Source organism: Flagellimonas halotolerans (assembly GCF_035818535.1).
Classification (GTDB): Bacteria; Bacteroidota; Bacteroidia; order Flavobacteriales; family Flavobacteriaceae; genus Flagellimonas; species Flagellimonas halotolerans.
In genome coordinates this window covers 382,601-404,736 of sequence record NZ_JAYKYV010000001.1, presented here as the reverse complement: position 1 = coordinate 404,736, position 22,136 = coordinate 382,601, and the positions used below count along the sequence as shown (strand labels likewise).

Annotated in this window: 19 protein-coding genes; 10 read left to right on the top strand and 9 right to left on the bottom strand. The window is 41.5% G+C overall.

From position 1 onward, the window contains the following. Positions 1–20 precede the first annotated feature (20 nt). Positions 21–962, top strand: coding sequence for an NAD-dependent epimerase/dehydratase family protein (locus tag VM932_RS01850; RefSeq protein WP_326276876.1), 942 nt, complete (start codon positions 21–23; stop codon positions 960–962). 4 nt (positions 963–966) lie between these two features. On the opposite strand, the gene VM932_RS01845 is transcribed toward VM932_RS01850, so the two are convergent. The 5 genes from VM932_RS01845 to VM932_RS01825 all read right to left on the bottom strand — a co-directional run bounded on the left by VM932_RS01845 (position 967) and on the right by VM932_RS01825 (position 7,752). After that, positions 967–1,275, bottom strand: a complete 309-nt coding sequence (locus VM932_RS01845) for a hypothetical protein (RefSeq protein ID WP_293166782.1) — start codon at positions 1,273–1,275, stop codon at positions 967–969. A 176-nt stretch (positions 1,276–1,451) separates the two neighbouring features. Next, positions 1,452–3,173, bottom strand: a complete 1,722-nt coding sequence (locus VM932_RS01840; protein WP_326276875.1) for a hypothetical protein — start codon at positions 3,171–3,173, stop codon at positions 1,452–1,454. 39 nt (positions 3,174–3,212) lie between these two features. Beyond that, complete coding sequence (locus VM932_RS01835) at positions 3,213–4,382, bottom strand: DUF4249 domain-containing protein (RefSeq protein ID WP_326276874.1); 1,170 nt, start codon at positions 4,380–4,382, stop codon at positions 3,213–3,215. A gap of 11 nt (positions 4,383–4,393) precedes the next feature. After that, complete coding sequence (locus tag VM932_RS01830) at positions 4,394–7,159, bottom strand: TonB-dependent receptor (RefSeq protein ID WP_326276873.1); 2,766 nt, start codon at positions 7,157–7,159, stop codon at positions 4,394–4,396. Beyond that, positions 7,156–7,752, bottom strand: a complete 597-nt coding sequence (locus VM932_RS01825; RefSeq protein ID WP_326276872.1) for a hypothetical protein — start codon at positions 7,750–7,752, stop codon at positions 7,156–7,158. The genes VM932_RS01830 and VM932_RS01825 overlap by 4 nt, the downstream gene beginning before the upstream one ends. Before the next feature lie 705 nt (positions 7,753–8,457). On the opposite strand from VM932_RS01825, the gene VM932_RS01820 reads away from it, so the two are divergent. Further along, positions 8,458–8,850: a DUF1801 domain-containing protein gene (locus VM932_RS01820; protein ID WP_326276871.1), complete on the top strand. Its 393-nt coding sequence runs from the start codon at positions 8,458–8,460 to the stop codon at positions 8,848–8,850. 1 nt (position 8,851) lies between these two features. Beyond that, positions 8,852–9,217, top strand: coding sequence for a DUF2200 domain-containing protein (locus VM932_RS01815; RefSeq protein WP_326276870.1), 366 nt, complete (start codon positions 8,852–8,854; stop codon positions 9,215–9,217). 192 nt (positions 9,218–9,409) lie between these two features. Here the strand turns inward: VM932_RS01815 and VM932_RS01810 are convergent, their stop codons facing one another. Next, entirely contained in the window at positions 9,410–9,970 is a 561-nt protein-coding gene (locus VM932_RS01810; protein WP_326276869.1) for a YceI family protein, read from the bottom strand. Positions 9,971–10,403: 433 nt separating this feature from the next. Here VM932_RS01810 and VM932_RS01805 point away from each other — a divergent pair, with 433 nt between their 5' ends. Next, on the top strand, positions 10,404–11,234 hold the full coding sequence (locus VM932_RS01805; protein ID WP_326276868.1) for a sensor histidine kinase: 831 nt from the start codon (positions 10,404–10,406) through the stop codon (positions 11,232–11,234). Between the two features lie 3 nt (positions 11,235–11,237). Continuing rightward, positions 11,238–11,930 carry a LytR/AlgR family response regulator transcription factor gene (locus VM932_RS01800; RefSeq protein WP_326276867.1) on the top strand — a complete coding sequence of 231 codons (693 nt, stop codon included), beginning with the start codon at positions 11,238–11,240 and terminating at the stop codon, positions 11,928–11,930. Positions 11,931–11,981: 51 nt separating this feature from the next. Here the strand turns inward: VM932_RS01800 and VM932_RS01795 are convergent, their stop codons facing one another. From VM932_RS01795 to VM932_RS01785, 3 genes are read right to left on the bottom strand one after another with little or no spacing between them, the layout of a single operon-like run. Further along, positions 11,982–13,631, bottom strand: a complete 1,650-nt coding sequence (locus tag VM932_RS01795; protein ID WP_326276866.1) for a solute:sodium symporter family transporter — start codon at positions 13,629–13,631, stop codon at positions 11,982–11,984. A 59-nt stretch (positions 13,632–13,690) separates the two neighbouring features. Further along, on the bottom strand, positions 13,691–15,016 hold the full coding sequence (gene xylA / locus VM932_RS01790) for a xylose isomerase (protein WP_326276865.1): 1,326 nt from the start codon (positions 15,014–15,016) through the stop codon (positions 13,691–13,693). Between the two features lie 15 nt (positions 15,017–15,031). After that, positions 15,032–16,516: a xylulokinase gene (locus VM932_RS01785; RefSeq protein ID WP_326276864.1), complete on the bottom strand. Its 1,485-nt coding sequence runs from the start codon at positions 16,514–16,516 to the stop codon at positions 15,032–15,034. A gap of 401 nt (positions 16,517–16,917) precedes the next feature. On the opposite strand from VM932_RS01785, the gene VM932_RS01780 reads away from it, so the two are divergent. The 5 genes from VM932_RS01780 to VM932_RS01760 all read left to right on the top strand — a co-directional run bounded on the left by VM932_RS01780 (position 16,918) and on the right by VM932_RS01760 (position 22,135). After that, positions 16,918–17,550, top strand: a complete 633-nt coding sequence (locus VM932_RS01780; RefSeq protein ID WP_326276863.1) for a Crp/Fnr family transcriptional regulator — start codon at positions 16,918–16,920, stop codon at positions 17,548–17,550. A gap of 61 nt (positions 17,551–17,611) precedes the next feature. Then, on the top strand, positions 17,612–19,345 hold the full coding sequence (locus VM932_RS01775) for a SulP family inorganic anion transporter (RefSeq protein WP_326276862.1): 1,734 nt from the start codon (positions 17,612–17,614) through the stop codon (positions 19,343–19,345). A gap of 56 nt (positions 19,346–19,401) precedes the next feature. Continuing rightward, positions 19,402–20,811 carry an MBL fold metallo-hydrolase gene (locus VM932_RS01770; RefSeq protein WP_326276861.1) on the top strand — a complete coding sequence of 470 codons (1,410 nt, stop codon included), beginning with the start codon at positions 19,402–19,404 and terminating at the stop codon, positions 20,809–20,811. Between the two features lie 107 nt (positions 20,812–20,918). Beyond that, positions 20,919–21,263 carry a rhodanese-like domain-containing protein gene (locus VM932_RS01765; protein WP_326276860.1) on the top strand — a complete coding sequence of 115 codons (345 nt, stop codon included), beginning with the start codon at positions 20,919–20,921 and terminating at the stop codon, positions 21,261–21,263. A gap of 275 nt (positions 21,264–21,538) precedes the next feature. Beyond that, positions 21,539–22,135 carry a Tll0287-like domain-containing protein gene (locus VM932_RS01760; RefSeq protein WP_326276859.1) on the top strand — a complete coding sequence of 199 codons (597 nt, stop codon included), beginning with the start codon at positions 21,539–21,541 and terminating at the stop codon, positions 22,133–22,135. Position 22,136: the final 1 nt, after the last annotated feature.

The following is a 22,136-nucleotide window of genomic DNA, read 5'->3' as shown; positions in this document are numbered from 1 at the left end:
CTAAATTAACTTTGATTTTAATGCACAAACCCATTTTAATAATCGGCGCATGTGGCCAAATAGGAACCGAACTGACCTTTGAACTTCGAAACAAATACGGAGCTGAAAATGTGATTGCCAGCGATATTAGGGAAGGTAGCAACGCATTGATGCAGTCCGGCCCTTTTGAGCTTCTGGATGCTACCAACTACGCCGCGATCGAGGATGTGGTGATGCATTACGAAATTGATGAGGTTTATTTAATGGCGGCCATGCTGAGCGCCACTGCGGAGAAATTTCCGATGCGTGCATGGAACCTGAACATGAACTCGCTCTTTAATGTGCTCAACTTGGCCAAGGAAAAGAAAATATCCAAGGTGTTCTGGCCGTCGAGCATCGCAGTATTTGGCCCCAATACACCCAAAAAAGATACGCCACAGAGCACTGTAATGGAGCCTAGCACAGTTTATGGTATCAGCAAGCAATCTGGTGAGAGATGGTGCGAGTACTACCACAAAAAATATGGGGTCGATATTAGGAGTGTTCGCTATCCTGGATTGATAAGCTGGAAAACCATGCCAGGCGGTGGCACTACCGACTATGCCGTGGAAATTTACCACGAAGCCCTTGACAAAGGCACGTACGAGTGTTTTTTGAACGGTGACACCAAACTTCCGATGATGTACATGGACGATGCCATAAGGGCCACCATAAGCTTAATGGACAGTCCTTCGGAAAAAATTAAAGTGCGATCATCATATAATTTGGGAGGAATGAGTTTTACGCCAAAGGATATGGCAAAAAGTATTGAAAAGCATATCCCTGGTTTTAAAGTAAGTTATGCTCCCGATTTTAGGCAAGAAATTGCCAATTCTTGGCCAAGCAGCATTGATGATTCTGCCGCAAGAGAGCAATGGGGTTGGGAACCTAGATTTGATTTGGACCAGACCACCGATGAAATGCTTAAAAATCTAAAAGAATAAGAAGTTATTCCTCTTCGGAATCTGAAAAGTCCTCATCGCCCTCAGGGATTTTTTCAAAATCCTCCGAATCAAAATCCTCGCCATCATCTTCGTCAAAATCGGCCATGGTCCGCTCCAATTTGGAACTGATCTTTACCAGATATTTGGTATCCTGAGTGGATACTTCTACGGCTTCTATGGATTCTCCTTTTAAGTTCTTGAAGTTGATTACATCATCGTCCCCATATCCATCGGGGTATTTTTCCACCAAAAGCTTGAGCACCTCCGAGGTCAATTTTTTATAGTCTACAATTACGCGTTTGAGGTTATCCATGATGCTGTGGTTACTTCTTGCCCTAAGTTAGAACAAATGTGATTGTATTGAAAAATTATAAAAAAATTCTTGGGTTGTCAAAATTGAAATGGTTTTATCGACCAAATATGGTGTAAACCTGAAGATAGTATAAAAAAGGCTTGAGAAGAAGTACATAAAAGATTACGTTAAGGCAATTATTGAACCCTGAACTTTGTTACCACTTTTACAGGTTGTATTCTAGTTGTAAAGCCTTCAATTACAATCTCAAATTCCCCTTCGAGATCAGATGTATAAAATTCCAAAGTAGTTGTAGGTTCCCCCAGCTCCAAATTAGGCTCCCACAACAATTGCTGTCTAAAATCTGGAATTGTCCCAAAGGTTTTGTTCCCATAATTTTGTTTGAAATACTTTTTTTGAGGTTTGGGCCTTAGCAATGAAATTTCATTAAAATATGTTTTCTGATAATTTTCTGCAAAATCAGAATCAAATGTTTTTACATCAAAAACTCCTTGAAAAATTTGGCCTCCAACAACATATTGGTTTCTGGCCAATCTTATGGTCTCTACCTTTTTTATATCATAGTCTATTAAATCCTTATGGTCTTGGAGCAGAATCCCATCAACAATTATCAACGGATTGTACCCCACATCCATGTTGGTGGCCTCAAAATCCCTGACAAAAATATTCTCCTCTCCCTCATTATTTGAAGCAATCCAGGCATTAGCAACTATCTCCACCAAAGTTTCCCTAAAAGTGGGGAAGCGTGTATACTCATCTAAATTGTACTCTATAAAATTATTGCCATAGATGGGTATAAAATTATTGTTCAACTTTACGGTATCGGGTTTACTGTTGAAATATGCATTTTCTATTTGATTATGGGTACTTCGTTCCTCAATCAATTTTTTCATGCCCTTGTTTAAAACAAAATGTTTTGATGGTCTTTTACTCAAATTTAATTCGGGAACCGGGGCAACCTCAACCGAGTATTGGTCCTTATCAGCACCCCATACCTGAAAAATTGATTCTGTATCCAAGTTTTCCGAATCCAACGAAAACCTAAACTTACCTTCTGAATCGGTAGTGACCATTTTAAACGAATATTGGTTTCCAGGCAAGGAAAAAACCAACTTCTTGTTCATTGTTTGCAAGCCGCTGTTACTGGATAGGCGACCTATAACCATTTCTCCCCTTAGGTCGGGCAAATAATCATTACTTGCCACATCCAAATCCACTGATCTATATTTCTTAGTGTAATCTACTGGCGAGATTCTATCACCATAAGCAAGTTCTTTGGATATTTTTCGCACTGATATTGAGTAAATTCCATAATTATTTGGTTTGGCTTCAACCGTTAATCTCACTTTTTCTCTTTTTCCATATTGCGATTTATCCATGACCAGCCCCAAATCCTTGCTCAAGGTTTTTGTAGCTTCCTTGTTTAAATTCCTTAGACCATGCTCCAATGAGTCTTTACCCCTCGATTCCCAAAACACTTTTTGATCATTGGTATAGGGGTTCAAAACAACAACATCATCTGCAAAAAAGGTGTCGCTTGGCCAGTTTTTCATATAGGTTGTGTAGGCTACAAAGGTGTAATGACCAGAATCCAAATTGGTTGGCACAAAAATGTCTCCCTGTCCCATTCCATCGACCAGTTTTACCTTTTGAATTATTTTGCGCTCCCCTTCCCTGTCCAAAAGTTCTACATAGGCAACCTTGCTTGTATTTGAAAGGGATTGATTCTTTTTGCTGAGGGCATACAACTTAAAATGAAGATACTCGCCCGTGAACAGAAGGTTGGTATTATAATGGACATAGACGCCCTCCGTACCAATATCTTTGATCAAATTGGAATATGCGGAATTGGGCACATTGGACTGGCCCGCAGCAACCGCAACGAGGAAAAAGGTCATTATTTGTAACATATACTTTTTTAGCATTGTCATATCCAATTATTGTTCTACCCAAAAATCCGGCACTTCGTTGGAACCATACAAGGTGCAGTCCACACATCCAGCAGGAGCAACTTGATAGACAAAGGGCGGGTCTTCCCCAATATATTTGTATTGACCACTCTGTACCCGTTGAAAAAGTTCAGGGTCGGAAAGTGAGCTGTAACGATCGAACCCACAATCATCCAAAAATGGGATATCGTTCCCAAAAATTTCCTGGAAACTGAAAAAGAACCGGTTTGTGGTAAAGGAGACCACCTCAAAGAGACCTACCACTTTAACGCTATCATCGCTCACATGCCTAACGTTACCAACTACAAGACCGGGTTGGGGCTGAGAAAACAGATTATCACTACTGGAAAAGCTCTTCAAGGTTTGATAAAACTCATGGGAGACCCTGGTTTGGGCATATTGCTTCACTAAAATACTATATCTATGGGCTATTCTTCTATCCCTTCGTTCTATAAAACGAACAGGGAAATCTTCGACTCTGTCCTCCGATAGGTTATTGGTTTCTGCAATCAATATGCTATTTGATGTTTCGGTAACGTAGCAAACCCTTTCTTCCTTTTCCTTGTAAACGATTTCGAGAAGCGGCGGTGACTCGGAAACAACCCTAAAGCCCTGTAAAGGCTTATAAAAAGATTCCCATCTGTAGGTTTCTTCGTACTCATATCTAAAATATCCTTCATTGTCGCCTGTAGATGTTCCATCCACATATATTTCGACCCCATCTTCTCCATCTTCGTTCAAAACCCTCTTGGCCGTTATCTGATCTATTGCTGTTGGGGCCGTTAATTGTACTTGGGGCGAAGCAAACGTTTCACCCTTTTCATCCGTGACCTTTAATTGATAATCCACCTCAGGCTCTGCAGCAAACCCAACAGTGGATTGGTATACTCCGGGCGATGCTTCCTCAAATTGAATTGAACTGGCATTGTTTACCAGAACCTCCACCGTTGCTCCGGAAACCTGGACTTCGTCATCACCTTCTTGGTAGCTTCTGGTAATAAAAATTTTGTGCCGTTTGGTCTCCGTGGTAATACTGGCATTGATTATCAGGATATCTTCAAAGTCCGTTGTCTCTACTTCAAAAGGCTCAGTGCAGGCGCCAATGGCCAGTAAGACCCCTGTGACTAACAAAAAGATAAAACGATTTCTTGTAGGCATACTGAGCGGTTTCAAAATTTAAAATTATAGGTAATGGAAGGAACCGGTATCGAGAAAATAGAGCTCTTGTAAGCCTCAACATTTCCATTCTCTGTGACATAAAAAACCGAGTAAGGGTTGTTCCTGCCCAATACATTGTATACGGAAATGGTCCAAAAGCTATGTCCAACCTTATTGAGCTTATGGTTTCCTTCTATATTAAACCCAAGATCCAACCTATAAAAATCAGGGATTCGGTAGCTGTTTCTATCACTATAAACGGCATATTCTGCATCATTAAAAGTGAAATTGCCTACGGGAACGGTAACAGGCCTACCGGTTTGATACACAAAATTGGCCGACAAACTGAATCTTTTGGTAAACTTGTAATTGGCCACCATACTCAAATCGTGAGGTTTATCAAAGTTCGAGGAAAAAAACTCTCCATTGTTCACTCTTTCCTCTTCGAATTCACTGTCCAATTTTAAAAAGGAGCGTGAATAGGTATAACCCAGCCAACCGTTTAATTTACCCTTGTTTTTTCTTAACAAGAATTCTACTCCATAAGATTTCCCTTCCCCTTGCAAAACTTCGGTCTCCACATTCTCGTTCATCAATAGCTGTGCTCCTGTTTTAAAATCCAACACCTTGTCGCTTGTTTTGTAAAACCCCTCCAAACTTATTTCGTAAGCATTGGCATCCAGATTTTTAAACACTCCAAAGGAGTATTGATGTCCTGTTTGTGGTTCAATGTTTAAATCGGAGAGTTTCCAAGTGTCAATTGGCGAAATTGTAGTGTTATTGGTGAGTATGTGAACATACTGAATGGACCTGTTGTATCCTGCCTTTAAAGATAGGCTGGGGGTAATAAGGTATCGTGCTCCTGCTCTTATCTCCGGGCCACCGTAGGTTTCTATCACTTCATTGTTGCCATATTGGATCGTGTCCCTAACAGTACCCTGGTTTTTCGGAGTTCCCTCTTCGTACTCGTACTGGGTTCGTTCTCCCAAAGCCATAAACGTGGAATACCTCAACCCCAAATCAACGGCAAACTTTTTGGTTATACTATAATTTGCCGATATATATGCCGCTGATTCCAAAGCCCTCTCCTTGGCCAAGGAATTGTATTCCACCGAGGATTCTTCGTTTAAAGGTTCCAAAGTCCCAGGTGCTACCGAATATAACTTTCCTTCAACACCGTAGTTAAACTTGAGGTCGGCACTGTGCAAGTAATCCAAGTTTATCCTCGCTTCTGTTTCGTTGATTTTATAACCTAAATCAAAATCATTGTTGGCCCCTCTTTCATATTCTATATTAAAGGTATAACCGCTATTGGCAATCTGAACCTCGGATAAGTGCTTATCGTTGAACTTGTGCTGCCATCTTAGTGACACCAAGCTGTTATCATAAATGTAAAGGGAATCAGAGGAAATACTAAAATTGTCCTTGCTGTAGTATGCCGTGGCCTTTATTTTGTTGTTCTCGTTCACCTGATGGGTATAATTGGCCACTCCATCATAAAATGTTGCACGACTTTTACTCAAAGATTCCTCTTTCATAGAGCGTAAGATCCAGTTGGCATAAGCACCCCTGGCACCAAACATAAACGAGGATTTTCCCTTAACCACCGGGGTTTCCAAAACCAAATTGCCTGTTACAGGACCCAATGAGGCTTCACCCTTAAACTCGGAATTGTCGCCATCTTTTGTTTTAATATCGAAAACTGAAGATAAACGACCTCCAAATTTTGCTGGAATGTTTCCCTTATACACCTCCAATTGCCCAATTGAAAAAGGGTTAATGGCTGAAAATATTCCAAAAAAGTGCTGCGGGTTGTACATGGTGGCGCCATCAAACAATACCAAATTTTGGTCTGCCTTTCCTCCCCTAACATTAAATCCTGTTGCCCCTTCACCTGCCGATGATATTCCCGGCAATGCCGTTGCAACTTTTAAGACATCCCTTTCACCAAGGACCAAAGGAATGGTTTTGCTTTCTTCACTATCAATTTCCTCTGTTCCGCTTACGGTTTCTTCAATATTTTTGTAAATATCCCCCTCCACTACCACTTCATCCAACTGCTCAAGACTTTCATTAAACTCCAAATCCAAAGTGCCATCATTAAAAATGATGATTTCCTTTTCGGCTCTCTCTATGCCCAGCGCCCTAAACTTTAAAATATTGGATCCTACTGGCAATTCAATACGATAAAACCCCTCAAAACTAGTTACGGCAAGCAATCGGTTATCATTGGTTGAAATGGTCATATCTGGAATCGGGTCTCCAGACTCGTAGTTTGTGATATAGCCGCTAAGCGTGTACGTTTCCTTTGATTGAGCACCAATTTCTCGGCCCACCCTAATGGTTTCCACATTTTTGGAAGCGCTTTCATCTCCTTTTGCATAAAATATTGGAGTTACTTTTCTGGAAGCTGACACGGTCTGGACTTTCGCTGAATCTTTTCCAAAAAATCCTTCGGGAAGGTTACTGTAAATAGTGTTATTGTTGGTAAGTATTATTTTATTGGGTGGATACAGAAAATAATTCACCGTTGTGCCTTCCAATAGGTCTGCAATAATATCTTCTATATTTTTATTGGTATATTTTTTTTGAATGAGACTGTCCGTAAACCAATTCTGCAGATAATAAATTTGATATTCTGTGTCCGAATTAATTTTTTGCAGGGCTTCTAAACGGGAAACGTTCTCAAAAGTGAAAGACAACTCTTTTTCGTTGAATTGGGAATATGATAGCTTGAAAACCAAGACAAACAGAATCAAGACCAAATAATTTCTCATAATTCTGTTGGGTTTACCAATTTATTGAACAACAGTTTAAAAAAAGTATCCTTGTCAGTTTTAAATGCTATCCTATTTTGCTTAAAGAAATCCCTAAGCTCTTTCTTTTGCGCAACAAAAACATGGCTCCATTGGTTTTTTGTGTTTGCTTCAAAGAGTTCTCCCCTATGCAGCAAAATGTAATCTGTGCTTTCCTCATATTCAGTGATCACTTGATTTTCCCGTCTTGATTCTACGCGCTTCTTTCTATACTTTTTTAACAACAAACCCCCTTCTTCACTTTCCAAAACCTCCAAATATCCATATTGTTGGCCGCCCATTAATGTAGAAGGCAAGCGTATAAAACGGTGCCCATTGATTGTAAACTCTTTTACCTTGTTTTTTACAAGTCGGACCAACAGACCGGTCGGGTTAAATCTTGGGGTGATCAAAAGCTCATCTAAATGAACATTGTACTTGAGATTTTGCTCAAAGTAGGGTTGTCCGTCAAAGATGATGTCCCCTTTCAAAAAATTGCTTTCCAAAAAATATGCATGTGTATCGGAGGCGCCTCTCGACCTTTCCTTGAATATAGGGCCATTGTACAATGCCATGTTTTGCTCCCCGACAATAGAGTCGAATGTTGAGTAAACTTTTGGTGCTGTTATTTTATTTGTTTGGCCTTGCACCCACAAAGAGGCACAAAAGATAAGTATAAGAACCATTAACTCAATAGGAGTATACCTCTTGGAAGTGCTAAAATTATGTCCCTTGTTGTTATTTTTTATCAATCTGGATAAAGCTATTTTAAATGGTAAATATAAGGTTTTGGTTATTTATTTAAATCCCACAAGATTAATGCATAAAATGTTGGATTAGTATTTAAGACCCATTGCCTTCAAAATTTGTACTGGAAAGCTTTGATGGGCACTTGCTATCAATTGTAAATGCATAATCGCCAAATCCAAACAAAGTGGACTGCCCCAGATTTGCGCCCAACAGGGTTCCCTATCGACCAGAAGATAGTATAAAAAAGGCTTGAGAAGAAGTACATAAAAGATCGCGTTAAGGCAATTATTGAACCCTGAACCTTGTTACCACTTTTACAGGTTGTATTCTAGTTGTAGAGCCTTCAATTACAATCTCAAATTCCCCTTCGAGGTCAGATGTATAAAAATTCCAAAGTATTTGCGACAGGACCGGATAATATACCGACCTGTTTTTCTTTTTTATGTACCTTCCCAAGTATATTCAGGGTTACATTTGGTATACTCTTACTGGAAGGAACAGTTTGAAAACAATTAAGTTATTACTCGAATATGAAAGAAGAAATCCAAACATATAACGACAGTCAACTACTCCCTGATAAAGAAATCTGCGATTTACTGGCAACAACAATAAACAACGAACTTACCGAAGCGGAAAATAAGATCTGGCACTCCCATCCTGTTTGGTTTTTGGACGGCAATCCAATTGTTGGGTACAGCATCCAAAAAAAAGGAATAAGACCTATGTTTTGGAGCGGTGCGGATTTTAAAGAAGACCACTTAAATGTAAAAGGAAAAAAATTTAAAGACGCCTCCATTTTTTATACCAGTGTACTTGAAGTTGAAACTTCGGATTTGACACGGTGGCTTAAAAAATCACTAGAAATACAATGGGACTATATAAATATTGTAAAAAGAAAAGGGCGCTTAGAAAAACTCAGATAAAATGAAAACCACTCCCGAACACAATAAACGAATGGCGAATATGACCTTTGCATCGGTATATCCACATTATGTTGCAAAAATTGGGAAAAAAGGTCGGACAAAAGAAGAATTACATCAAGTTATAACATGGCTAACAGGTTTTGACAACAAAAAAATAAAGGCCCTTATTGACCGGCGAGCAACGTTTGAAACCTTTTTTAAAGAAGCCACATTGAACCCCAATGCTAGCCTGATAAAAGGAGTCATTTGCGGGTACAGGATTGAAGAAATTGAAAACCCATTGACCCAACAAGTCCGGTATCTCGACAAATTGGTGGATGAGCTGGCAAAAGGCAAAAAAATGGAAAAGATTCTAAGAAATGGCTGAGCCATTTCACGGTCGGTGCAAAATTGACCTATGAAGGAGGCTTAGATGTATTTTTTCAATACTTAACATTTGGAAAAAATGAGGGTGGCTAAAAAGTGCCTATTGGGATGCGCCATTCTGAATTCGAGCCTGATGCAGGTCCATTTCAGGTTGACGAAAACCTACCTTTTAAACACCCTCTATGCTACACTACTACTGCTGGGCCATTTCTAAGTTAATGGTGATTTTCACCTCATCGCCCAAAGTTGGCGTGTCGTCGCCAACACCAAACTCCAATCGGTTAACGGTGCCAGTTAGTTTGAGTCCTGCCTTCAATTTTTGGCTTCGCTGGTCGGTAATTATCCCGTTCACTTTTCCCTCCAAGCTTACCGGTTTGGTAACACCGTGCATACTCAGGTCACCGGTCAGTTTAAAGGTATTGTCCCCCGTTTTTTCAAAATTGGTGCTTTTAAAGGTAATGGAAGGATACCTTTCTGCATCAAAAAAATCAGCACTTCTTAAGTGGTCGTCCCGTCTTTCGTTATCCGTATCAATACTGGTTGTTTTAATATCAACGGTAAATTCAGCCTCGTCAAAGGTGTCGGTTGCGGTCGCTGTGATGTCAAAATCACTAAAATGTCCTTCTATTTCCGATATCATTAAATGGGTAATGCCAAAACCTACCTTGGAGTGCGCTCCATCCGATTTCCATGTAGATTGCGCAGCTACCATCAAAGAGGTTAAGAATGCGAGTGCTAGAAATGTCTTCTTCATTGTTGAGTGATTTAAGTGTTAGTGATATTGTTTTTTAAACTTATGAGCCATCACTTTTGACAATGGCCCGGTCTAAATATGGACCATCAGCATGTAAATTATAAATATTTTCCGTGAACGACACAGGTTAACCCTCAATCAACCAATTAATTACGAATGGCAAGAAGTAAAATGTCGTTTAGGGGGTAAATTTGGTTGTTGGTAAAACTGCTTTTCATTTACAACAGTTTTATGTATAGTTTTGGCCCTAATTAATTATTGTGTATTGATTTCTAAAAAAGAACTTCTTTTTCAAATAGTACTCCACATACTAGTGCTCCTGTTTTTTTCTTTTGAAAGACATACAGGAAGCATAGTCGTGCACCGGGCTATATTCCTTCTATTTTATGCCGTTGCCACAGTAGCGATCACGTACTACCTCATGCCCAAATTTTTGTACAAAAAAAAATATTGGCAATTCTTTTTGGGGGCCGGCATGGTCGTGGCGATAATAATTACCATAGAAGAAACAGTTTTGGAACCTCTTATATTCCCCAATACAAAAAGGGCGGAAACTTTCCCCGGAATTTATGTCTCCCTTTTAGGGGTCTTGCCCGTAATGTTCATACTTTCTGGTTGTAAATTTGGATGGGATGCCCTGAAAAAACAGGCTCAGATAGATGAACTTGAGACAACCATTCAAGAAAGCGAACTGCAATTCTTGCGAAGTCAGATAAACCCCCATTTTTTGTTCAATAATTTGAACAACCTTTATTCCTATGCCCTTCAGGAATCACCAAAGACCCCGGAGATCATTCTTGAAATGAGCGGGGTACTGCGGTACATGTTGTACGAATCCAAGGAACAGTTTGTACCTTTAAAAAAGGAATTGGAGCAATTGGGCAACTTTATCCGGTTGTATAAACTACAGATAGAGGATAGGGGCGAGGTTCAGTTTGATGTGGACAAGATTGAAGGAGAGTACAAGATCGCACCTTTAATTTTGATTGTATTTATTGAAAATGCTTTCAAGCACAGTCAGTCCGGACAATCTTCCGATATCGAAATAGATATATCCGTAAAGTTGAACAATGCTACATTGGAGTTTAGTTGCAAGAACAATTATGAGCCCGGGTTTAGCCTGGACAGTGTTGCAAAGGGAATAGGATTAAAGAACGTACGAAAACGCCTTGAACTATTGTACCCTAAAAAACATGTTCTAAAAATAGAAGAGGCCGACAATTCCTATAATGTGTACCTAAGATTGGAATTGGAAAAAGTATAGGTTATGAGGTGTATTATTGTTGAAGACCAACCGCCTGCACAGCGAATTTTAAGAAAATTTATCCAAGATGTACCCACCTTGGAGTTGGTAGATGTATTTTCCGATGGGTTGAAGGCGATGGAATTCTTGAATACCGAATCGGTGGATTTGATGTTTTTGGACATCCACTTGCCCAAAATCAACGGATTGGATTTCTTAAAAAGTATTCCAGACCCGCCACAGGTTATCCTGACCACTGCTTTTTCCGAATACGCCCTTGAAGGATACGACCTGAATGTTGTGGATTACCTCCTAAAACCATTTTCTTTCCAGCGCTTTTTGCAGGCCATAAACAAAGTAAACGCCAAGCAAGAGCATATCATATCAAAAAACGATACTGCTCCCCTTGCGGAAATCTACGTAAAATCCAGCCACGAACATATCAAGGTATTGATAAAGGACATCTATACGATCACTTCAGATTCCGATTATACCGAAATCCACTTTCAGGAAAAGAAAATATTGTCCAATGAGTCCCTACGGCACTGGGTGGAGGTATTGGCCAGCAGCCAATTTCATCAAATACACAAATCCTATATCATCAACACCCAAAAGATCGACAGGATCTCGGGCAATTTGGTACTGTTGACCAATGGCGCCAAAATACCTATGGGGAGGGCTTACAAAGACAATTTCTTAAAAAGCGTATTGCAATAAAAAAGGCCCCGGAACAATTTTCGGGGCCTTTTCGTTTTTATTCAATCGGTTCTACCTTGCAAAGTAGATATAGATGGCAATTACAATAAAAGCGATAAACCCACTTGCCAGTTTTACATGTTTCCAAGGCTCTATGGATACCTGTTTGGTGTACTCCAGTTGGAAAGGTTCCTTTCTTGGATAGAATTTTCCAATAATCAGCATAATGATAATGTTGGAAACAAACAATATGGCCATTACATGAAGATAATGCGGATATGCCCCAGCTTCTACCATATTTAGTTCAACAGGGTCGGTAATACCATTTGCCTTGGCTTCGGCAAGGGCTTTGGCCACCATTTTTGGGCCAACGATAAATTGGCTGATGATATAAAGAACAGACCCTGAAAGAATACCGATTTTGGCTGCAATGGCAGGAACCCTTTTTGTTAGATACCCAACTACAATAATCGTGAAAATCGGGATACTGTAAATTCCGTTGATTTCTTGTAGGTAGTTGAACAAACTGCCCGCATTGGCAATGAGCGGGGCAATGAACATGGCGGCCAATGCCAAACATACGCCAAACACCTTACCGTATTTTACCACAATCATCTCCGAGGCATTTTTATTGATGTGCTGTTTGTAGATATCTATCCCGAACAAGGTAACCGAACTGTTGAGCACACTATTAAAAGAACTCAGGATAGCACCGAAGAGAACCGCGGCAAAAAAGCCCATCAACGGTTTTGGGAGCACGGCCCTTACCAATTCCGGATAAGCAAGGTCACTGCTTGCAAGCCCTCCTTCAAAATAGTAATAGGCAATCATGCCAGGCAATACCAGAATGATTGGTCCCAAAATCTTTAAGAATGCCGCCAATAAAAGCCCTTTTTGCCCTTCTGCCAAGTTTTTAGCGCCTAAACCACGCTGAATGATCTGTTGATTGGTCCCCCAATAAAAAAGCTGGACCAGCATCATTCCGGTAAAAATGGTGGCAAAGGGGACTTCTTGTCCAGGGTTTCCTGTAGAATCGAAACGTTCGGGATTGGCGGCCATTAAGGTTTCCAGCCCTCCCAAAATACTTCCATCGCCTATCGCCATCAATCCAAAAACAGGAATCAGTATTCCACCGATTATAAGTCCGACCGCGTTGATACTATCCGAAACGGCAACCGCCTTCAATCCACCAAAAACAGCATAAATAGACCCTATGATACCAATTCCCCAGATACAAATTACCAAGGCGGTGGAATCCGAGACCCCAAGTAATCCAGGAACATCGAACATGCCGCTAATGGCCACCGACCCAGAATATAGGATTACCGGAAGCAACACCACCACATACCCCGTTAGGAACAATCCAGAGGTTATGGTTTTTGTAGTGACATCAAACCGTTTGGCCAAGAATTGGGGCACCGTGGTCAATCCGCCTTTTAAATAGCGTGGCAGCAAAAATAATGCTGTGACCACAATGGCCAGGGCGGCCAAGGTTTCCCAGGCCATTACCGAAAGCCCGTCTTTATAGGCGCTCCCATTAAGGCCCACTATTTGTTCGGTGGACAGATTGGTCAATAACAGGGACCCGGCTATGACCCCTGCGGTAAGACTCCTGCCTCCCAAAAAGTAGCCATCGGAAGATGATTCATCTGTTTTTCTAACGGACCACCATGATATTATCCCCACCAAAAGCGTGAACCCTAAAAACGAAATAAGTGCCATAAAATAAAGTTTGATGTTTCGGCCTTAGGCCAAAACGGTTTGTTTAGTCGGTTGTTTGATCAAATATATTGGTTGATAATATTTTCGAACAATTCTTGCTTACCGCTGATCTTTTTGATGTCCTGATGGGTTGTTGCATGTGCATAAAGATCTTCCAAAGAAAGCTTACCTTCCTCGAATGCCTTCCCAGAGCCGGTATCAAAAGATGCGTAGCGATTTTTTCTCAAGCTAAGATAATTGGAATTTTCCAAAATGGCGTTGGCCGCCAGCAATGCCCTGGCAAATGCATCCATTCCCCCAATGTGCGCATAGAAAATGTCTTCCAGGTCGGTGGAGTTTCTTCTAAGTTTGGCATCAAAGTTAATGCCTCCACCCTGGAAACCTCCTGCTTGCAGGATCACCAACATAGCTTGGGCCAGCTCGTAAACATCAACAGGGAACTGGTCGGTGTCCCAACCGTTTTGGTAATCGCCTCTGTTGGCATCAATGCTTCCCAAAAGATTGTTGTCCGCTGCCACTTGCAGTTCATGCTCAAAGGTATGTTGTGCCAAAGTAGCGTGGTTTACCTCAATATTGAGTTTAAAGTCGTCCAACAAATCGTATTTGGTAAGGAAACCGATAACAGTGGCCGAATCAAAGTCGTATTGGTGCTTTGTGGGTTCCATGGGTTTGGGTTCGATGAAGAACGTTCCCTTGAACCCTTGTTTGCGTGCGTAGTCCTTGGCCATGTGCAGGAAGCGTGCCATATGGTCCTGTTCGCGGCCCATATCGGTGTTGAGCAATGACATGTACCCCTCGCGTCCACCCCAGAACACATAGTTTTCCCCTCCAAGTTTGATGGTTGCATCGAGCGCATTTTTCACTTGGGCCCCTGCAGTGGCTACCACATCAAAATCGGGGTTGGTAGCGGCTCCGTTCATGTAGCGTGGATGGCTGAAACAGTTTGCCGTTCCCCAGAGCAATTTAACTCCGGATTCCTTCATCTTTTCTTGGGCATAATCCGTTATGACATCCAACCTTTTTTCCGATTCGGCCAAGGTACTGCCCTCATCGATCAGGTCAATATCGTGGAAACAGTAATAGGGCGCACCAATTTTTGTAATGAACTCGAAGGCTGCATCCATTTTGTCCTTGGCCTGCTGAACGGGGTCTGTATTGGTCAACCACGGGAAATTTTTGGTGGGTGCCCCAAAGGGGTCGCTGCCCGTGTCGTTAAAAGTATGCCAGTAGGCGATGGCAAATTTGAAATGTTCTTTCATGGTTTTGCCGCCTACCATCTTATTTTCATCATAATATTTAAAAGCCAAAGGGTTGTCCGATTCCTTCCCCTCGAATGCAATTTTTCCAATGCCTTTAAAAAATTCTTTGTCTCCTTTTGTGATCATAATTGTTTTGTTCGGTTAATCAATATATTCATTTAGGGCCCTTTTCCAGATTTCATAGGCCTGTTTGTATTCGTTCAGTTTTTGGTTGTCGGGTTCATAGGTCAATTGGATAGCGTCTGATGCAGTGGCCTCTCCAATGCTTGCGAAATCTCCAAAGGCATAGGCTGCTGCCCTTGCAGCTCCTACGGCACCAGTGGTTTCCACAATATCAATCCGGCTCTTTGTGAGTGTAGAAATGGTTTTGGAAAATATTCCTGCCCTAAAAAGGTTATCATTACCAGCTTTTATGGATTGAATATCAACGCCGTCGTTTTGTAATATTTCCATGCCATACACAAACGCAAATGCAATGCCTTCGAGCGCTGCCCGGAATAAATGGGGCGTTTTATGGATGTTGAAATTGAGGTTAAGGATGCGTGAGCCTTTTCTACAATTTTCCAGCATGCGTTCCGCGCCGTTCCCAAAGGGAAGAATGCAAAGGCCGTTGGAACCGATCGGGATGGTTTCGGCCTGTTGGTTCATATCATTGTAAGAAAGTTCGTGGGTCAGTTCGTTTTTGATCCAACTGTACTGGATTCCTGTACCGTTGATGCACAATAATTTTCCTATTCGCGTTTTTTGAGCTGTATGGTTGGTGTGCGCGAAACTGTTGATTCTTGTATGCTCCCGCGTATTTTCTTGCCCAGATATGGCATATACAACTCCGGAAGTTCCCCCGGTGGCCGCAATTTGCCCTGGCTCCATTACATTAAGGGAAAGGGCATTGTTGGGTTGGTCCCCGGCCCTGTACATTATAGGAATGCCTTCGGGCAGGCCACTGTCCATAGCTCCTTGCTTGCTCACATAACCTTGTTCTGAAAACGAGGGGTGAATTTTGGAAACAAGCTTAGGGTCTATTTCTGCCGCTTCCAAAAGCCAATCGGCAAGGTCGTTCTTTTTAAAGTCCCACATTATCCCTTCGGAAAGTCCCGAGGGGGTGGTAACGCACTCCCCGGATAACCGTAAGGCAATAAAATCTCCAGGAAGCATAAACTTATGGATTTTTTGGTATGTATCGGGTTCGTTATCCTTGACCCATTTTAGCTTGGATAGTGTAAAATTACCGGGGGAATTGAGCAAATGACCTACACATTTTTCCTTCCCAACCTTTTGGAACAAATTTTCCCCTGTTGCTACAGCCCTGCTATCGCACCAAATAATGGAAGGCCTCAAGGGATTGAGGGCTTTGTCCACCACTACAAGTCCGTGCATTTGGTAGGAAATGCCTATTCCCTTTATATTGTTTTTATCGACATTATTTTCCGAAAGTAATTTTTTGGTAGCGATACACAGGTTTTTCCACCAAACCTCCGGATCTTGCTCTGCCCAACCTGGATTGATCGAGGCCATGGACATTTCTCTCTCAGGATATTGGGCCATACTTACAAAACTCCCATCGTCAGCACTGATCAAAGCAGCTTTTATGGAAGAACTACCAATATCAAAACCTATCCAATACATATAACAAGATTAAAATGGCAATGAAAATAGCTAATTATTATGAAGTGTGCCTTATTGTTTCAATAATTCAACATATAAATCAATAATCGTTTGCTAACCATAATTTAAATGGCCTTGATTCCGCAAGAATTGCAATTGGCGGCAAAATGGAGAAGTGTACAGGGTAAGATTATGACTTGTTTTAATGGTGTTATGCATTTTTTTGGTCACTATAAGGGATTGTAATCCATAAAAGAAAGCGAGGATTTCCAATTTGATCTCAGTTATATGGAATTGGCGGCGAACAATATTCTTAATTAAATTAAGGTGTCCCGCAAAAAGTGTGGATTTTATTTTTGGGTTGCTCAAAAACTTAAGGTTTTTCCTAAAATGGTTACCTTAGGGGAGTGTATTTTAATTCTATGGAAGAAGAGCTTTTAGCAACATTCAACAGCCATTTTGAACAACCCCTTATTGATGAGATTCTTGAAGTGGGGACATTAAAGGAAGTCCCGGCAGGCGAAACCATAATGGATATCGGACAATACATAAGAAGCATACCCTTGCTGTTGTCCGGAGCCATAAAAGTGCTCAGGGAAGATGATGAAGGGGATGAATTGCTCCTATATTATCTGGAACAAGGCGAAACCTGTTCCGTAACAATGGCATGTTGCATGGGGCAAACCAAAAGTGAGATCAGGGCCATAACCGAAACCGAAACCAAAATGATAATGGTTCCCGTTCAGAAAATGGAAGAGTGGATGGGCAAGTACAAAGGGTGGAGAAACTATGTCTTTGAAAGCTATCACAACCGTTTGAACGAGTTATTGCAGACCGTGGACAGTATCGCGTTCAAAAATTTAGACCAAAGATTGGTGGACTACCTCCAAAAGAAAGTCGAGGTAACCAACGACAACCGCATTCGAAACACACACCAAGAAATTGCCTATGATCTTCACACCTCAAGGGTTGTGGTTTCCAGATTATTGAAAAAATTGGAAAAAATGAAGAAACTGGTGCTTCATCGAAGTTATATCGAAATTGTGGATCTATAAGTGTATACTTTGTTACATTGGTTCTCCTTAGGCCACCCTATTTTTGTATAAAACCTATCACATGATCAAACGGTACTTGCCATTTTTATCTTGGATGGCCACATACAACAAATCATTGCTCCGAGGAGACCTGATTGCGGGCCTTACCGTAGGAATCATGTTGGTACCACAAGGAATGGCCTATGCGATGATCGCAGGAATGCCTCCAATCTATGGGCTATATGCTGCATTGGTACCTCCATTGGTATATGCTCTTATGGGAACATCAAGGCAATTGGGCGTAGGGCCTGTGGCCATGGATTCATTATTGGTCGCGGCAGGGGTTGGCGCATTGCAACTGGTAAACACGGAGGAATATATTTCCACCGTACTTTTTTTGACCCTGCTCATAGGGGGAATACAGCTTCTTTTGGGTATTTTGAGAATGGGGTTTTTTGTAAATTTTTTGTCCAAACCTGTCATTAGTGGGTTTACATCTGCTGCTGCCATATTGATAGGCTTGGGACAATTGAAACACATATTGGGGTCAAACTTTGCACAGTCCAGTAAAATTCATGAACTGGTGGGCAATATCATTGGAAGCTTAGACAATGTAGACCTACTGACCCTCGGACTAGGCGCAATCTCCATATTTTTAATGTTTTTACTGAAAATCATCAACAAAAAACTGCCCGCCCCCTTGTTGATCGTGGTGCTCGGCATCTTGGCAGTAGTGGTTTTTAATTTGGAAACAAAGGGGATTTATATTGTGGGCGATATTCCAGAGGGCCTTCCCGATTTTCAGCTTCCACAATTCCAATGGGACAAAATGGGACAGCTTATGCCCATTGCCATAACAGTGGCGCTTTTTGGGTTTATGGAATCCGTTTCCATAGCAAAGACAGTTGAGGAAAAACACCCGGAATACGAACTGGATGCCGACCAAGAGCTGCGAGCTTTGGGCCTTTCCAATATTTTGGGATCTTTCTTTCAGTCTTTTTCCGTGTCCGGCAGTTTTTCAAGGACCGCGGTCAATGACCAGACTGGGGCAAAAACAGGGATGTCACTTATCTTTAGCACACTTATTATAGCGGGCGTACTGCTCTTCCTCACCCCATTGTTCTACAAATTGCCCGCCGTGGTCTTGGGTGCCATCATCATAGTTTCGGTGGTTGGCCTTATAGATATAAAATACCCCTTGGTATTGTGGAAGAACAGAAAAGACGAGTTTTTCCTGTTGACGGCCACTTTTTTGATGACCCTTTTTATTGGTTTGATGGAGGGAATCCTTTTAGGGGTATTACTCTCCCTAATGTTGCTTGTATATAGGATATCCAAACCGCACATGGCCGTTTTGGGAAAAGTCAGGGGAACCCACTATTACAAGAACATTGACCGTTTCTCGGAAGATGTGGAAGTGGATGCAGATAAATTGGTCATAAGGTTCGATGCCCAATTGTATTTTGGCAACAAAGATTATTTCAAAAAACAACTCTATAGACAAATCGAGAAGAAAGGCCCTGTCCTCAAGTACATCATCCTAAATGCGGAGCCCATAAATTATATAGACAGCAGTGCTGCGAGCATGTTGGAACGGATTATACTCGACTTACGGAAAAAAGGCATCCATTTTTTTATAGCAGCCGCCATAGGCCCCACAAGGGATATTCTGTACAGCAGTGGTATTGTGGACATTCTTGGTGAAGAAAACCTGTTTGTCCAGACTTTTGACGCCGTGGACTGCTGTACCGAACAAAAAGAGCGAAGCCTTATGCAAAAAAAAGTGTCCTTACAGTCCAAGACAAAGAGTTTGTAACTTTGGTAACTGAAAAGCACAAGAGACAAATTTATTTTTGGTAAAAACCATAAGAAATGAAAATTGAACAGATTTACACAGGATGCCTTGCACAAGGCGCTTACTATATAGAAAGTGAAGGCGAAGCCGCCATTATAGACCCTCTAAGGGAAGTGCAGCCCTACATAAAAAAGGCCAAGGAAGATGGAGCCACCATCAAGTACATTTTTGAGACCCATTTTCATGCAGATTTTGTGAGCGGACACGTAACCTTATCGAAGGGGACAGGTGCGCCCATCATCTATGGGCCTACGGCCAAACCCTCTTTTGATGCGATTATCGCTAAAGATGGGCAAGAGTTTAAGTTGGGGGAAATTACCATAACAGCCATGCACACCCCTGGCCATACCATGGAAAGCACCACCTATTTGTTGAAGGATGAAAATGGAAAGGACCATGCCATTTTCAGCGGTGACACCTTGTTCCTGGGAGATGTGGGAAGGCCTGACCTTGCCCAAAAAGCGGCCCATATGACACAGGAGGAGTTGGCCGGTACTTTGTTCGACAGTCTTCGCAACAAGATTATGCCATTGGCCGATGACGTGATTGTTTACCCTGCGCACGGAGCAGGTTCCGCCTGTGGAAAAAATATGATGAAAGAAACCGTGGACACCTTGGGCAATCAGAAAAAAATGAACTACGCTCTGAGAGCCGATATGACGAGAGACGAATTTATCGAAGAGGTAACCGAAGGGCTTTTGCCTCCACCGCAATACTTTCCGTTGAACGTGAAAATGAACAAAGAAGGTTATGAGGATATCGACAAAATATTGGAAAGGGGAACCCAAGCTCTATCTCCAGAGGCTTTTGAAGCTGCCGCCAACGAAACAGGCGCTGTTGTTCTAGATGTACGCCATCAAGATGAATTTGCAAAAGGCCATGTGCCCCGCTCCATATTCATTGGATTGGACGGAAGTTTTGCGCCTTGGGTCGGTGCCCTTGTTGCCGATGTAAAACAGCCTATTCTGCTCGTAACCCCCGAAGGACGCGAAGAAGAAACCATTACCCGATTGTCAAGGGTAGGTTTTGACCATACCCTGGGTTACCTGAAAGGAGGAATTGATGCATGGAAAAACGCAGGAAAAGAAATTGATACCGTGAACAGCGTTAATGCCGAAGAGCTAAAAACATTAATTGATAAAGGCGTGCCCATTTATGATGTTAGAAAAGAATCTGAATTTAAAGCAGAGCACGTGGAGGATGCCCATTTAACCCCTTTGGACTTTATCAACGATCATATGTCGGAATTTCCAGAACAAGAAACCTTCTATGTCCATTGTGCAGGAGGTTATAGGAGCATGATTGCTTCTTCTATCTTAAAAAGCAGGGGGATTCATAACCTAGTTGACGTAGCAGGTGGTTTTGCCGACATAAAAAACGCAGGGATTCCTGTTACGGATTACGTATGTCCCACTACTTTGAAGTAAGGTGGGGATAACTTCTTAAAAAAGCATTAAAGTTGTTTTTGTGTAACTATCGTTACTGACCCTCATAGGTTGGCCGAGGTATTTTAGCCCCTTAAAACAACGATTCTATGTCAATATTAAGCTTTTTGTTCAAAGAACAAAACCTCCCTGATGAAATCAATATTTTGGATAGGGAGGAATATAAAACCGCCATTTCCAAAAGTAAGGTCCAATTGGTGGATGTCAGAACCAAGGGAGAGTTTCTATCGGGCCACATAAAAGGAGCCAGGAATATCGATTTTTTTCAAGGAGTTGCATTTGATGCCGCTTTTTCAAAATTGAAAAAGGATGCTCCCGTGTACATTTATTGCCAATCCGGAAATAGAAGTCAAAAAGCAGCAAAAAAGCTGGTGAGTTTGGGCTTCACCAAGGTTTACGATTTAAGGGGCGGATACATGGGTTGGCGCTATTGATCCGGATATAGTCAATATGAAAACAACATTCCGGGTACAAAACCTCAAATGCGGGGTAGTGTCAATACCATTTCAAAGAAATTATCAGAAATAAAAGATGTGATTGTGGAGAAGGATAGCTCATCGGTCGGCTTTGAACATGAAAGCTCCGATGATGCTTCCTTAATTAAAGAAACTCTCAAATAAATGGGCTATACCACTATGGATAAGGAAAATGGTTTTGTGGAAAAAGCAAAATCTTTTGTAAGTTGAACCAATGGTAAAATATCCAAATAATGCGATTTTATCCAATTTTCATATTAATTTTTCTGCTGTTCCTTTCTTGTAAGCAGGGGCCAAAAATATCAGATAAAAAAGTATCGCCCGAAAATCCAGATTATGCAGAAATGGGCATGTCCTATGCCCAAGAAACCCAAAAAGTTTTGGGAAAGGCGTTAATGGGAACTATACAGAACAAAGGCGTAAAGGAGGCCGTTGTTTTCTGTAACGAGAAGGCCTATCCGTTGACGGATAGTATGGCCACAAAGTTTAACGCCCGAATAAAAAGGGTTTCCGATAAACCCCGAAATCCCAACAATAAGGCCAATGCCACAGAATTGGCGCATATAGAAACATTTAAGAAAGCAATTGTCTCAGGTGATTCGATCGCACCTATTTTGGATAAGGCAAACGGGGAAGTTTATTTCTACTATCCCATTGTTACCAAAGGCTTGTGCTTGAATTGTCATGGAAGCCCGGAAAAGAATATTGCTCCAGAGGTATTGACCCATTTATCGGAATTTTACCCAGAAGACAAGGCTGTCGGTTATGGACCCGATGAGGTACGAGGTATTTGGAGTATAGTTTTCGATGCTTCGAAAAACCCTGATTAGA